General features: G+C 34.4%; 16 protein-coding genes and 1 pseudogene. 3 read left to right on the top strand and 14 right to left on the bottom strand.

Going from position 1 to position 14,308, the window contains the following annotated elements; all coding sequences use genetic code 11:
* Positions 1-159: 159 nt before the first annotated feature.
* The 6 genes from phoH to ArsFIN_RS07875 all read right to left on the bottom strand — a co-directional run bounded on the left by phoH (position 160) and on the right by ArsFIN_RS07875 (position 5,308).
* A complete protein-coding gene (gene phoH, locus ArsFIN_RS07900; RefSeq protein ID WP_026821616.1) occupies positions 160-951 on the bottom strand; it encodes a phosphate starvation-inducible protein PhoH in 792 nt (263 codons plus the stop codon).
* A 456-nt stretch (positions 952-1,407) separates the two neighbouring features.
* A complete protein-coding gene (locus tag ArsFIN_RS07895; protein WP_081700600.1) occupies positions 1,408-2,412 on the bottom strand; it encodes an endonuclease in 1,005 nt (334 codons plus the stop codon).
* Positions 2,413-2,787: 375 nt separating this feature from the next.
* Positions 2,788-3,258 carry a threonine/serine exporter gene (locus tag ArsFIN_RS07890; RefSeq protein ID WP_026821618.1) on the bottom strand — a complete coding sequence of 157 codons (471 nt, stop codon included), beginning with the start codon at positions 3,256-3,258 and terminating at the stop codon, positions 2,788-2,790.
* Complete coding sequence (locus ArsFIN_RS07885) at positions 3,249-4,046, bottom strand: threonine/serine exporter family protein (RefSeq protein WP_026821619.1); 798 nt, start codon at positions 4,044-4,046, stop codon at positions 3,249-3,251. Before ArsFIN_RS07885 ends, ArsFIN_RS07890 begins: the two co-directional genes overlap by 10 nt.
* A gap of 256 nt (positions 4,047-4,302) precedes the next feature.
* A complete protein-coding gene (locus tag ArsFIN_RS07880; RefSeq protein ID WP_026821620.1) occupies positions 4,303-4,740 on the bottom strand; it encodes a universal stress protein in 438 nt (145 codons plus the stop codon).
* Between the two features lie 139 nt (positions 4,741-4,879).
* Entirely contained in the window at positions 4,880-5,308 is a 429-nt protein-coding gene (locus ArsFIN_RS07875; RefSeq protein ID WP_026821621.1) for a universal stress protein, read from the bottom strand.
* Between the two features lie 346 nt (positions 5,309-5,654).
* On the opposite strand from ArsFIN_RS07875, the gene ArsFIN_RS07870 reads away from it, so the two are divergent.
* Complete coding sequence (locus tag ArsFIN_RS07870; protein WP_026821622.1) at positions 5,655-5,876, top strand: DUF2594 family protein; 222 nt, start codon at positions 5,655-5,657, stop codon at positions 5,874-5,876.
* A gap of 40 nt (positions 5,877-5,916) precedes the next feature.
* Here ArsFIN_RS07870 and htpX read toward each other — a convergent pair whose 3' ends face one another.
* The 4 genes and pseudogenes from htpX to ArsFIN_RS07850 form a co-directional block, all read right to left on the bottom strand.
* Positions 5,917-6,801, bottom strand: a complete 885-nt coding sequence (htpX, locus tag ArsFIN_RS07865; RefSeq protein WP_026821623.1) for a protease HtpX — start codon at positions 6,799-6,801, stop codon at positions 5,917-5,919.
* Between the two features lie 678 nt (positions 6,802-7,479).
* Entirely contained in the window at positions 7,480-9,522 is a 2,043-nt protein-coding gene (gene prc, locus ArsFIN_RS07860) for a carboxy terminal-processing peptidase (RefSeq protein ID WP_026821624.1), read from the bottom strand.
* Positions 9,523-9,541: 19 nt separating this feature from the next.
* Complete coding sequence (proQ, locus tag ArsFIN_RS07855; protein WP_026821625.1) at positions 9,542-10,258, bottom strand: RNA chaperone ProQ; 717 nt, start codon at positions 10,256-10,258, stop codon at positions 9,542-9,544.
* Positions 10,259-10,353: 95 nt separating this feature from the next.
* Positions 10,354-10,852, bottom strand: a pseudogene (locus tag ArsFIN_RS07850) (GAF domain-containing protein).
* A 561-nt stretch (positions 10,853-11,413) separates the two neighbouring features.
* On the opposite strand from ArsFIN_RS07850, the gene ArsFIN_RS07845 reads away from it, so the two are divergent.
* Entirely contained in the window at positions 11,414-11,647 is a 234-nt protein-coding gene (locus ArsFIN_RS07845; protein ID WP_026821626.1) for a DUF1480 family protein, read from the top strand.
* 387 nt (positions 11,648-12,034) lie between these two features.
* Here the strand turns inward: ArsFIN_RS07845 and ArsFIN_RS07840 are convergent, their stop codons facing one another.
* Both ArsFIN_RS07840 and ftnA read right to left on the bottom strand, forming a co-directional pair.
* Positions 12,035-12,382: a YebY family protein gene (locus ArsFIN_RS07840; RefSeq protein WP_034249169.1), complete on the bottom strand. Its 348-nt coding sequence runs from the start codon at positions 12,380-12,382 to the stop codon at positions 12,035-12,037.
* A 180-nt stretch (positions 12,383-12,562) separates the two neighbouring features.
* Entirely contained in the window at positions 12,563-13,066 is a 504-nt protein-coding gene (gene ftnA, locus ArsFIN_RS07835; protein WP_026821628.1) for a non-heme ferritin, read from the bottom strand.
* A 261-nt stretch (positions 13,067-13,327) separates the two neighbouring features.
* On the opposite strand from ftnA, the gene ArsFIN_RS07830 reads away from it, so the two are divergent.
* Positions 13,328-13,558, top strand: a complete 231-nt coding sequence (locus ArsFIN_RS07830) for a DNA polymerase III subunit theta (RefSeq protein ID WP_026821629.1) — start codon at positions 13,328-13,330, stop codon at positions 13,556-13,558.
* Positions 13,559-13,606: 48 nt separating this feature from the next.
* Here ArsFIN_RS07830 and yebF read toward each other — a convergent pair whose 3' ends face one another.
* Positions 13,607-13,975 carry a protein YebF gene (gene yebF / locus ArsFIN_RS07825; RefSeq protein WP_034249179.1) on the bottom strand — a complete coding sequence of 123 codons (369 nt, stop codon included), beginning with the start codon at positions 13,973-13,975 and terminating at the stop codon, positions 13,607-13,609.
* 112 nt (positions 13,976-14,087) lie between these two features.
* Positions 14,088-14,258 (bottom strand): YoaH family protein, encoded by a 171-nt coding sequence (locus tag ArsFIN_RS07820; protein WP_071846840.1) that lies wholly within the window; start codon positions 14,256-14,258, stop codon positions 14,088-14,090.
* Between the last annotated feature and the right edge of the window lie 50 nt (positions 14,259-14,308).

Genomic DNA, 14,308 nt, shown 5'->3' with positions numbered 1-14,308 from the left:
TTCCCCCCCCCCCCTAAAACAAAAAAACTGCTTTACTATTCACTGAGCAGCTATAGCATAGTCTAGATAAAATAAATTAAAGCGTTGCTGTTTACTATGTACTAGGCAAAAATAAATAGCGCCCAGATTGTCTGGGCGCTATGCCAATAAACAACCTATTTAAAGCTCATAGGCTAATAAGGCCTTATGACAGAGCTCAGAGCGGACACAGTCGCCAATAGTAAATCTCACGACAGAGACCAAATCGTCACAATTAAAACGTCGTAACGCATCTTCCAGACCAGAAATGATCCCTAACGGTAAATCACATTGGGAAACATCACCATTAACAACTACAGTTACATTTTCTCCTAGGCGAGTTAAAAACATTTTCATCTGATTGGCTGTCACATTTTGCGCTTCATCCAGGATCACAAAGGCATTTTCAAAGGTTCGGCCACGCATGTAAGCAAAAGGCGCGATTTCTACTTTGCCTATTTCAGGCCGTAGGCAGTACTGGAGAAAAGAGTGACCCAATCTTTTAGCTAAAATATCATATACCGGCCGAAAAAAAGGCGCGAATTTCTCTGCCATATCACCCGGTAAGAACCCCAAATCCTCTTCTGCTTGCAGAACCGGACGAGTTACGATAATTTTATTGATTTCTTTATTGATAAGGGCATCAGCAGCCATGGCAGAACTAATAAACGTTTTACCACATCCTGCTTCACCATTTGCCAAAATCAATTTTTGCCACTTAATAGCTTCAATATATTGTCTTTGTGCTTCACTACGAGGAATAATGGGAGAACGATCACGTGTTTCACATGCCATACCAATGGTTTCAATACCTGTAAAATCAGCAAAAGATGCCACATTGTTGATCTCTTTTAATCGAGACGAACGGCTTTCTTTTCTTAAAGATCTTCTTAATTCTCGGCGTGCTCTTGTTGCAGCTTTCTGTCTACTCATAGTGTTACCTTTCGATAGTCTATATTTCGATGGTAATAATATTTGAATATCTATACAAAAAAGCTATCTAAAACAGAGGATTGACTCCAATTTTATGATTTGCATGAAAAAACCGGTTACAAATTTCTCCATCTTGCATGTTATGGAAAACTTATAACCGGTTAACGTCTGAAGCGTATATTTTAAACATCTTATCATCTATATCCCCTATGTTGAACAGCATCAAACACAGAACTACGACTATAAAACATCTTCTACAACTTAATATTATCTTATATCCATTAATTGACTATAAAAATATTTTAACATCTCTGATACAAAAAATATTGTCGATTATTGCTTGCCTGTCAACTTTATTACGCAAACAATTACCTTCAGTCACTTGATAATTTATTAGTAGCCGCGCTGATAAGACTAGCGTGATAATATGCTATTTATTTGACAGTAAATGTTTTTTTATTGTCGCTGGCAATTTTTTGCTAATCGATAACCCGCAGCAATCGCTGCTTGCTCATTTTCAAAAACAATACTGTTTTTTGCTGATAAAACCTTATATCCCTGACAATGAGAAAAATGGTATATTTGGCTAATTTGGTTGCCTTTAATCATTGTTGTCAGATAATTGTTTGCCATATCAGAAATATTACGCTTTGTTTTGCTTACTTTGTTGTCTATTTCAGCGGTGATTGCAGATAAACCCGCTGCCTGATTTTTATGTCCTAATTGCCAGGTTAATTCACCGGTCACAAACGGATTATAGTGCCCGGTAATTTTACTAATGCGCTCATTTTGCAACTTTTCCCACTCACTAACCGGAAATTGTCGATCCCAGGCGATTAATAGCTGTTGTTGTTGCTTTGACATATTAAGATTATACCGGTCATACATATAAAACATAACCCGGGCAACCTGGCCTTTTACTTCATTTCTGGGCTCAAAAATACGATTTTTAAAGTCCACCCGGCTTTGACATTGACCATAAGAAGTCAAAAATGTGGTTGGCAATTGACCATAATTGAAGTTACTCCTATCACCATTCACTTCACCAATAGAAGGTGCAATGTTATAGAGATCGGCTTCCATAGCGCGAAAGACCGGATCTGTTATTACACAATTCTTTCGCCCCCCATTTTGCCAACATTGGCGCTGATGACCAAATACCCATGCCGGCACAATATGTTCCCATTCAATTCGCTGAGCTCGATTTATCTGTTTCCTGACTTGGTAACCACAGCTAGTTAAATCTACCCTACCACCACTCTTTCCCATCCATTGCCATTGGCATCCGCAATAAAGCGTTCCTTGATTTCCGGCAGCTTGATCAAAGTAAATTTCATTACGGGCAATTTTTTTTGCTTCGTCAAAACTAGTGGGAGTCGCTGATAAACTAAATGGCGTACAAAAAACGACTATCACGGTAATTATTACCGTTAAAAAATGGCTTAATTTCAAAATTAACATCCTGGTTAAAATTAATATATAAATCGATCACTTTAGTCATATAATTTTTTCATTATTGTCGCAACCACATGAAAAAATTTAATTTTATTTTCTTATTTTATATGATGAATTTCTATAAAAAACATATCATTTTTGTATAAAAATATAATTAACGCTTTAAAATACCATTAAATAAAAATTTAATTTTTTATTTAGGAAATAAAATGAATACATTAATAAAACTCTTAAAAGAAAAATTAATTGATATGACGAAAACATGCTCAAGAAAATGATGTTAAAGTCATTATTACTCAATTTTCAGCAGATGAATTTAATATTCAAATTTATAATATCGGGTGAGCAACAATTTGATATTACCTTAAACTCAATACAAAACTAAACTCGTGGACGTTTACGATATAACCATAATCCAGGAATAGATAAACCAACTGATAACGCGCCGACAATAAATAAGGTTTTAATAAAATGTGTTACTAATGTCTCAAGTAACTCAGCGTTATAACCCAAATGAGCAATTTTTACTAACGATATCATCGCTATATATGCACTTATCCCTGGGAACATCGGAATAATTGCCGCAACAGTAAATACTTTTGGATGTGCAAGCCACCAACGTGACCATTGAATACCGATGATGCCAATTAAAATTGCAGCGCAAAAACTTGCCCATTCAATACTAAAGCCCATTTCCATTAGTATCATACGAAAGCCATAACCTATGGCGCCAAGCAAAGCACAATATTTTAATGCCCGTACGGGTACATTAAAAACCATGGCAAAACCAGCTGCTGGTATTGCCGCTAATAACATTTTTTCAATTAAAGTCAGTAAAAATATTATGCCCAATTTCTTAATCCCCAAACAGCCATCGCCATGGTTATACCAATACAGGTGGCTAATGTGAGCAAACTTGCCATTGCCCAACGCGCTAATCCAGTATTAATATGACCTTTAAACATATCTGCTACAGAATTAATTAATGGAAATCCAGGAACTAACAGTAAAACGCTAGCTGCCATAGAAACCGTCGATGCACTGGAAAAATAAGGAATCTTTAATACAAAACCAGATACTGTGGTGGCCACAAAGGCGGTAATACAAAAATTAATCAATGGATTCATATATTGGGCAGTAAGAATTTGTCGAATGTACATTGCACAGCCACTGGCAATAAAAGTGACCAAGCATCCATCCCAGCCTCCCCCGTTGAGCTTACAAAAGCAGCCACAAGATAATCCAATCATAAGAACCAGTAACCAACGAGGATAACGTAGTGGTTTTATCTCAGCCAGACGCTGTTGAACCTTATCACTATCTAACAATTTATATTCAGCCAATATCACCGTGTGCTGAACCTTAGTCACCACGTGCATATTTATGCCATGATCAACATTTTTACGAGTAGACGTCATACAACGACCGTTAATTACCGTTGTTAATACAATTGCATTAGAAGAAATTGCGCTATCAACTTGATCCGCGCCTAAAGCAATACCTAATCGGGTTGATAATTGCTCCACTAGCATACTTTCTGCACCATGTTGAAAAAGGAGCTGAGCACATTGAATACATAGGCGCGTAATTTTTCTCTGCCTTTCAGTTTCAGTATGATAATTAGATTCAACATATTCCATTTTGTGGCCTATACCTACAGAATTTTATTGATAGTAATCATAGCGGATCAAGTTGTTGACCATATCAGACAACATAATTAAGAACGCGCTATTTAGATCAAAATTAGCATTACTTTTTTGTAAATAATCTAATTTAAAACGACTAATAATTGCTGCAATACCTTTCATTCAATTTGATTAAAATAAAAAAGTAAGCCATTAATTTAACCCAAAAAACAAACAAATTAACTAAATTTTAGCATTATAATAATATTAACTACCGGACTATCAATATAGAAATCGGAGCATTAGAAACAATAGCCGAAGCATTCGAACCTAGCAAATGCGTGGCAATATTGGGACGGCGAGAGCCGACTACGATCAAATCAGCACCTATTTTTTCTGCTTCTGATAGAACTTTATCTCTAGGTGACCCCATCTCCACAGAATAAGAAATTTTATCTTTAGGATAATCAATATGCTTAACTATTATTTCTAATTGTTTTTCCGAACTTTCGATTGTTTTTTTTGCAAAATTAGCTAATAAATCATAATGATAACTATAACTCATTGAATAACGAGACATATCAGGGGCAACATGGAAGAAATGCAATTTAGCATCAGATAATTTAGCAATATAAAGCGCATGTTTAAGTGCTTTTTTTATTAGTTCTTTTTCTGAGATATCAATTGGAACGAGAATTGTTTTATACATATTTACTCCTTGAAACGGTAAGCACTAAATCTTAATTTCCATAATCATTAATTTAAAATACCGTACTAAAGCAATAAAATTGATTAAACTAGCCGTTAAAATAATAAATAATTAAACTTTTAATTTTGATTATTAATCCTTATCTCACCACTAACACAGACGTTTTTGCATAACGGACAACACCCGCCGCTGTTGAACCTAACAGATGAGTTGTTATATTGGGACTTCTTGAACCAAGAATAATGATATCAGCGTTAATTTCTTCTGCTCGACTAACAATTTCATCACGCGGCGATCCAAAAGCAATGGTATAACCCAGGCGATCCGCAGGTAAATCGATCGGTTCAAGTAGATTTTGCATATCATCTTCTGCTTTTAGTGTGGCACGATCTTTTATTTCCATATATCCCAATGCATAAGCATTTATAATCGCCGATGAAATAGGTAATACATGGATGAAATTTAGTTTAGCTCCTGAAACTTTAGCAAACTGTACTGCCTGTCGTATAGCTTTACTGGTTAATTCTTCTTGAGCAATATCAACAGCCACTAAAATAACTTTATACATACACACCTCCATCTAAAAGTTTTTATTCCAACTTCTAAAGTATAAGATAAAAGTGATAAAATAATTGTGAATATCTTTACGTGGCTAAATTAAATATTTTACCTAAACAGTAATAACTGCTGCACTTATCAGCAAGCCTATTTTTATTACCATTCTTCGCCATTTAGTTTTGTAATACAATAGCAATAAAGAGATATTATAATGACTAAAATCAAATAATTAATATTATATTAAATAGATTATTTAAATTAAAAACTTGTATAAAGTCTTATACTAAATCCCACAACTGTGTAAAATACGCAATAAGTAATTGTTGCTTTATTTTTTAATTCATTGAGGCATAAAAATGACAAATGATTGTTCGAGTACTCCTAATACAGAAACCATTGCTACTGAAATTGGTTGCTTGAAAACTTTTATAACCCATATATTAAAAGCACTAAATCAAGCTGATGCCGGAAGAGCTATACTCAATATAGAAAAAGAAATGCTCACCATGCAAGATCCTAAACAAGCAGAAGTTTTTAAACGAATAATCGAACAAATCAAAACTGCCTATCGAAGTTAATAAAAAAATCCCACCTGTTTAGGTGGGATTGGTTATTATTTTATTGATTAAGATAAGTGCCCATACGTAAAGCTTCAATGCGTTTATCAAGAGGAGGGTGAGATAAGAACAACTCACTAAATGTTTTAGAACGGCCATTAATGCAAAAAGCCATCATACTACCAGCTTCCTGTGGTTCATAACTTGTTTTTAGACGCTGTAGCGCAGCGATCATTTTTTCTTTACCTACTAAATGAGCCGAACCAGCATCTGCACGGAATTCACGATAGCGTGAGAACCACATAGTAATAATACTGGCCAAAATACCAAATACAATTTCTAACACCATTGATACAGCAAAGTAAATCATTGGGTTACCCTGGCTACTTTCACTGTCATTATTGTTATTTGACAAAAATCCAGACGCCAACTGAGCAATGATACGTGAAATAAAAATGACAAAAGTATTTACGACCCCTTGTAATAGAGTCATTGTTACCATATCACCATTAGCAATATGACTGATCTCATGAGCGATAACCGCTTCGGCTTCATGACGATCCATATTTTCTAGCAAACCAGTACTAACAGCAACCAATGATGCATCACGACGAGCCCCGGTAGCAAAAGCGTTAATATCAGGTGCCTGATAAATAGCAACTTCTGGCATTTTAATACCAGCTTGATCAGCCTGACGCTTAACGGTATTTAACAACCAATGTTCTGTTTCTGTGGTCGGACTTTCAATCACCTGCCCTCCCACAGAACGTAATGCCATCCATTTTGACATTAATAATGAGATAAATGAGCCACCAAAACCAAAAAGACCGGCCATAATCATTAGCCCGGGAACACTTTGTCCCTGAATACCAGTCAAACTTAAAATAATCCCAAATACAAACATGACTGCCAAGTTTGTAAGTAAAAACAAGGCGATTCGCATCATAAAAATTGCTTTCCTTTATTAATTAATGACGATTAACATTAAATTAGTAATATAAATAATGTTTTTTAACTATTTTTCAAGCCCTTTGTTGTGCAGATATGAAAAAACCACGCAACTTTACATTTTTACAAAAAAACCAGCATAAGCTTGCATTTTTATTTATCTTAATGACGATTTATCGATATAACTTATTGTTTTTAATAAAACCATTATAGTTAAAAACTATACAAAATAACCGTAAGCGGGTCAATTATGACTTCATTTTTTGCTTAATGAGTTAAAATTATTTGTTTGGTTATGCCCAAAATAAGTTACTGCTCAGCAAAATAATATAATATTCTATTTTATAAAGGAGTTGTAAAATTATTAATAATTAATTAATAACATGCTAAAAAATATTAAATATTGTTATACAAATAGATTAGATTTAATATGTGAATACAAATAGATAGTTCAAATAGCGATAAATTATATAAGCTATAACATATTATACAATAGCCGTTATTTAAACTTTATCGGAGATAATATAGTTATCACTTAAATAAAAGCATCTATCTTAATAAGTTAAATTATAAAATAAATAACCTAAAATGGATGTGAAAATTTTCAATAAACATTAATAAACGCTATATACAAAAAAACCAGCAAAAGCCGGTTTTTTTATAACGTGAATTTTAATTATTGCTTAGCCTGATGATGCACTTCCAAATCTGCAAGATCAACTGCAATTCTCACCGTTTCATCAAGGTATGGATCTGGCAATTCATAATTTTTAGGTAAATCATCTATCGTTTTTAATGGTGCTTTACCTTGTCGAGCAAAGCGTTCATTAATACGATGTAATTTAATCGTATCAACTTCTTTATTTTCCTTCTCACGCTTAACATAATTAAGCGAAATAATATTTTTATTGGCTTTCATAGCGCGATAGCGGGCAATATCTTCCTCAATATATTTAAACTCAGGATTTTTCGCTATACGTTCCTTATAATGAGCAATTAAATTAGCAACATATTGGCTAATATTACCAATAACACTATAGCTAGCTGGCGCAATACTATCCCAAGGTAAAGCATTATCTTCAAAACTCTCACCTGTCTCAGCCGGATCTATACCCGTTGGCATAATAATATCCGGTGTCACGCCTTTGCGCTGGGTACTTCCGCCATTGATACGATAAAACTTCTGAATAGTATATTGTACAGAGCCTAAAGCAGGCCAATCTGGGCGTAACATATGATCATAAACACGACTCAAGGGATGGTATTGCTGAACGGTTCCCTTACCAAAGGATGGTTCTCCAACAATTAATGCTCGACCATAATCTTGCATCGCCGCAGCAAAAATTTCTGACGCTGAAGCACTAAAGCGATCAATTAATACCGTCAATGGGCCTTTGTAATAAACAACATCATCATCATCCACATCCTGACGAATTTTACCGTTTTTATCACGCACCTGAACAATTGGACCACTTGGAATAAATAAACCCGATAATGATACTGCTTCGGTTAAAGCTCCTCCACCATTGCCTCGTAAATCAATGACAAGCGCAACGACATGACTTTTAGCCATTTTTTGTAACTGCGTTTTAACATCATTGGTTAACCCAACGTAAAAACCAGGAATATCAAGTACACCAACTTTTTGCTTGCCAACATTTTTAATCGTCAGTTTTACCGCCCTATCTTCCAGTCGAATATGCTCACGGATTAATGTCACGGTATGAGGCTTGGCGCCTTTTGAATCTGAAATAACTTCAAGACGTACCTTACTGCCTTTAGGTCCTTTGATTAGCGCAACAACATCATCTAGTCGCCAGCCAACAACATCTGTCATCGACTTACCCACTTGGCCTACACCAATAATCTTATCGCCAACCTTTAATAATTTACTTTTTGCTGCCGGACCACCGGCCACCATTGAGTTAATAATAATATAATCTTCATCTTGCCGAAGTACTGCACCTATCCCTTCCAATGATAAGCTCATTTCTGAGTTGAACTGTTCCGTATTGCGGGGAGAAAGATAGTTAGTATGCGGATCTATTTCTCGTGCAAAAGCATTCATAATCAACTGAAAAACATCTTCACTTTGCGTTTGTGCTAGACGTTTTAGTGCAAAATTATAGCGTTTGGTCAATATTGGCTTAATTTCTTTGTCATTTTTGCCTGACAGCTTCAGATTTAACCAATCAAACTTAACTTTTGCGTCCCACAGCTTATTTAGTTCCTCAACGTTTTTAGGCCAAGGCGCTTTACTTCTATCAACTTCAATAACATCGTTATTAGCAAAATCTAGCGGCATATTAAGCCGTGATAAAGCGTATTGAAAACGCTCATAGCGCCGCTGTTGTGCTAGATTAAATATTGCATATAGCTCATTGAGATGACCAGTTTCAAGTTGTTGTCCTACTTTGCTTTTTTCACTAGCAAATTTATCAATATCCGATTGTAAAAAAACATTGTGGCTATAATCCAACAGATTTAAATAGCGATCAAAAATCTTACTAGAAAAATTTTCATCTAAATCAAATTGACGATAGTGAGAACGGATAAAGCGTGAGACAACTCTTTCGCTAATAATGGCATGCTGGCGTTCCTGTTGAAGCTGAGGAAGCTTTTGAGCTGTTAATAGTGTTGGAGGCGCGACAGTATCTGCGTATGAAGTAGCCATTGTAGTTATACCAAACACAAAAGCCAGTTTAATATAATTATTCATGCCGTGATTGGCCTCCATATCAGAACTTTAAATGCTCAGCGCGTACAATCATTGCCAATCCTGTCGTCAATTGTACTCGAACACCATCCTTAGCTATCTCAAGCACTGACGCATCTACAATACTTTGGCCAACCATAACCTTTAATACTTGACCAACTTTTAATGTAGAAATATCCGTTACTGATTGTAATTTGGTTAGATTAGCCGTTTTACTATTATGGGCTTTTTTAGCTTGATTTTTAGAGTAAGAATAATGTTTATTTTTTTTATTTATTTCCTTGGTCGTTGAGCGCAAGGCCCCATTTCTCTTGCTAGAAGTTGCCGGTAAAGCTTTTTCGTTATCTGTCTTAGGTGCTTTCTGTTGAAATTCCCGTTTTTTTAATTTTTGCTCGGTACGTTGAGCATGGATACGAGCCTTTGCTTCAATCAACTGTTGACGTGCATACGCCACATGTTCTGTTTCCAAATCACCACAATCATTACCATCCAGATCAACACGTTTAGCACCTTCTTTGACACCATAAAGATAACGCCAACTAGAAGTATACATCCGCAAAGCAGATCGCAATTGAGTTTTACTGATGCCATCCTCTTCAGTCAGTCTCGCCACAATATCCTGAAAGATTCCAATCTTCAGTGGACGAGCCTCACCTTCAGCAATAAAGCAGTGAGGAAAACGCTTAGCCAAAAAAGCAATTATTTCTTTACTACTATTCAACTTAGGTTGATTTTCCATGAAATTTCCTGATTACAACGGTTTTGCCAACCAACGTAGGCATGAACAGGCGATATTATAATAGCGTTGCAGACAATTGCCACGCAAACCAACTGTTAAATTACATTAATTTGTGGATATTTTGCTATAACACACGCTTTCAAGTGGTTACAAAGTATTACAACTAAGGCTTTCAGACCATTTTCATCCTCTTCATCAAAACGATCAAAAATAGGACTATCAATGTCTAATACACCTATTAACTGTCCATCGACTTACAGCGGCAAAACTCTCTCTGAACGACTGAGACTATCACAAGTAATATGCCCGGCAAAAGAATGGACATCGGCAATACGCTGTACTCTATTTTCTATAAAAAGCGGTCCCACAAACACCTTTTCCTTGCGCAATACGCACACATGCAACTTTACCCTGAAAAGGCCCAAGCACAAGCGTATCACGACTTTTCAGATAAAACCCTAGCCAATTAATATTATCTAATTTTTCAAAAAGTAGTGCACTGGTATTGGCGAGTGTGGCAATAAAATCATATTCACCAGCAAATAAGCTAGTTAAATCACATGAAAGATCATGATAAAAGGCTTTTTTTCCCATAACATTCCGTTTGTCAAATTTTACATATACTCATCTGGCAGATAAGAAATCACCAATATGGCAATTTTTATCTCTCAAGGCTAACAATTCGCACTATTAATCGTGATATTTTTTAACTTATTGTAATTTAATTGGCCGGTCAAATCACACAATAAATGAAAACTAATTCAAATTTTAGCTAATTATTAATTATGAAATAAGATTCAATAAAAAAATTATAAACATTTTAGTAATAACATATAACAAAAAAACCAGCGATAATTGTTTTGGCTACCTACCACTTTTATTTTCTCAACCTAAAAGCTATTTCTATTTAAATTAGCAATATTGACTCAAAGCAACTTATTTGTAAGTTAGTAGCTTGTTATTTCGCCTAAAGTACATTTTCCATCAATACAAAAATTATTTAAAACGGTTAATTTTCAATAAATAATAGTAAAAAGCCGGCAATTTACCGCTGTGGCAATTATTTTGGAAAAGAGTTCCATTTATACTATTCTAAGAACTTAAAGTATTTATAGTGATTTATTAACATTTGAATAATTAGTGGGGATCACTTATATGAAAAGAGCAAAACTAAAAATTTCCACCTATGTTATTGATGATGCACTCTTGTCTGACGCAGCTGAAAATACTATCAGTATTCCATGTGAATCAGATACTGAATTTTGTATGCAACTTGATGGCTGGGATGAAAATACGAGTATCCCAGCCACGCTAGATAATAAACCGGTTCTTCTCTATCGCCAGTACTATGATAAAAAAAAGCATCATTGGGTTATGAGAATAGTTTAATCACAATAGCATCAAAAAAGAGACCGAGCTAATTCCAATACTCGGTCTTGGGAAATGGCTCTAGAGAGCCGTGCGCTAAAATGTGTCATAGAGACGTAACAAAATGCTATTTAATACTAGCTGTCAGTCACAAAATTAGCTAGCGACATAAACATATTCATTACATTAAATTAACATTGATTGTTTTTATAGAACAAAATATTTGACTAGTGTAAATTAAATTTGAATTGCCCATATTTTCTATCAAATATCAAATATACTCGATATGTTATGTTAAAGTTTGTGGCTGCAAAAATTAACCAATTTTTGCAGGATCGTCTTTATTTAAATAACATCTCCACCCAAACTATTTTTGATAGATACTATAAATCAATCAATAATTTTTAATTAGTTTTTACAAAGATTTTGCGCGGTTTTGAGTATCGGTGTAATATCTATTTTCTGTTGTGCTAAATTCGCAGGTTCGAGTAAAATAGCTGAAAGTGGTGATCCGATAATTTGGCGCTTTTTTACCTGCTCCACCGCTATATTATTAAGAGGATATTGCATTAATGTACTAGGATTTATAACAAATAATGCGCCATTGGGTCGGCACTCAAGCATAACTTCCTCACGCTTAAAAATCCATTTGTCACCAAACTGTTTTTTACTCACCGTTACAATTGGTGGTGCTGAAATGACAGGAAATGAGACTATTATTGTTAATAGTAATACTAATCTACTAAACTTTACCATATCAATATTTCCTTATCATTTATAATGATGAAACACTATTACTTACAATATCTTTCATATTATTAGAAATAATTATTACAATCATTTTTATTTTTTATTGAGCAAGAAGAAAAAATAAAATGCTAAATAATAATAGAGAAAATAAACTTCCCACTTGTACGCAAAATGGGAAGTTATCAATTAAGCATGCACAGCGTTAGACATGCCTTTCAACTCTTTATCTAATAAAAATAGTGATTTACCATCTTCTCCAACTAGCTCAAATTTATCCAAAATTGATTTGAATAACTTCTCTTCTTCATGCTGTTCAGCAACATACCACTGCAAAAAATTAAATGTCGAGTAGTCTTTCATCTCCAATGCAAGATCAACAAGTGCATTAATTTCATGTGTAATATTTTGTTCATGTAGATAAGTTTTTTCAAAAACCTCTTTTACTAAATTAAATTTCCCAGTTGGCGCATCAATTTGACCTAATATCGGCATTTCGCCAGTATCACTAAGATAATTGAATAAACGTTGCATATGCTCCATCTCTTCCTGAGAATGCGTTTTTAAAAACACCGCAGCACCCTCAAAACCTTTATAGTTACACCATGCACTCATTTGAAGATAGAAATTTGCTGAAAAAAACTCTAAGTTAAGCTGTTTATTTAATTTTTTAACCATCTCTTGCTGCAACATTGTCCATAATTCCTATGTTATTAAATAAAAATTCAATTTTATTATCTCCAGTTATGGGAATAATAAAGGTGTTGTAATAAAAATAAAATTAAAATTAACCGTTATTTGATCAAAAACCGGGTTAAAACCGATCATTTTGATTACAAACACTATTAAAATACTATAGAGATAATAAACAGTTACATATTTATTCAAGACAAAGCGTGTTTCGTTTACTAAAATTTATTTAGTAGTCATCTTTGTCAGATCGGAAATACGAGTATGAGTTATAATCTTGCCGAATTAACAAAAGAAGAAAGAGAAAAACTAAACCTCGATCTAGCCGCTGCAAGTGTGGCTTTTAAAGAAAGGTATAATATGCCTGTTATTGCCGATAAAATTGAAGCAGAGCAAGCTCCGCATTTACGAGAACATTTCCGTAAACGACTTACTCTATTTCGTAAAATTTCTCATACGTTGGATCAATTACCTTACATTCCGCGAAAAGGATAATATCAACATTAACATACCGACAACTTTTTGCTGTTGGTTTATTAATCTTTAATGGATATCAATTTGATAACTAACGGTCTCATTCTGGCAATTAACAATCACCTGGTAGTTAAGATCTTTTCTCGCACCTCGAACCGTCAAAAGAATTTTATAACCATTTTTAATTGGTGTAATGCTATTGTTATTAATCCACACCACTACCTTCGGGCCAAGTAGCTTTCTATCTTCATCCCAGTATGGTAAGCGGGTTTGAATAAAATCATTCTTCACTTTTGCGCTAATTTGCTGCTGGCTTAAATTATCACAACTGATAAATTTAGCTGTTCTTACTTCATTAATTTCAATAGGCTGAGCCATTATTGAAAAAGATACTAACGTGAATAATATCATAGCAAGCAATATAAAAAGCCTATTCATCACTTTCACATTTACTCCTAAATATTTTCTTAAGATCAGTAAGTATAAGTAGCAGTGTAAAGGCGTATCCTTTACATCAACAATCTGCGATCACGTAAAAAAGCTATTTTTGTTACTTAGGTTCATTATAAACTTGCCCTTTGGTGGCATGCTTTGCACGTATCTCCTTAGCGACCAAAGCAATTGCTTCTCCACTACTCATTCCTTTAGCCATCAATTGATGAATGCGCTCAGCTGCTTCTTGCTGCTCTTGATGATTTAACGTTGGCATTTTTGAAAACATTTATTTTTACTCATTTTTAATTTAAACATCATCATTAATATAACATTAGC

The sequence above is a fragment of the Arsenophonus nasoniae genome (assembly GCF_004768525.1).
Classification (GTDB): Bacteria; Pseudomonadota; Gammaproteobacteria; order Enterobacterales; family Enterobacteriaceae; genus Arsenophonus; species Arsenophonus nasoniae.
This window is presented reverse-complemented; position numbering and strand designations above follow the sequence as displayed.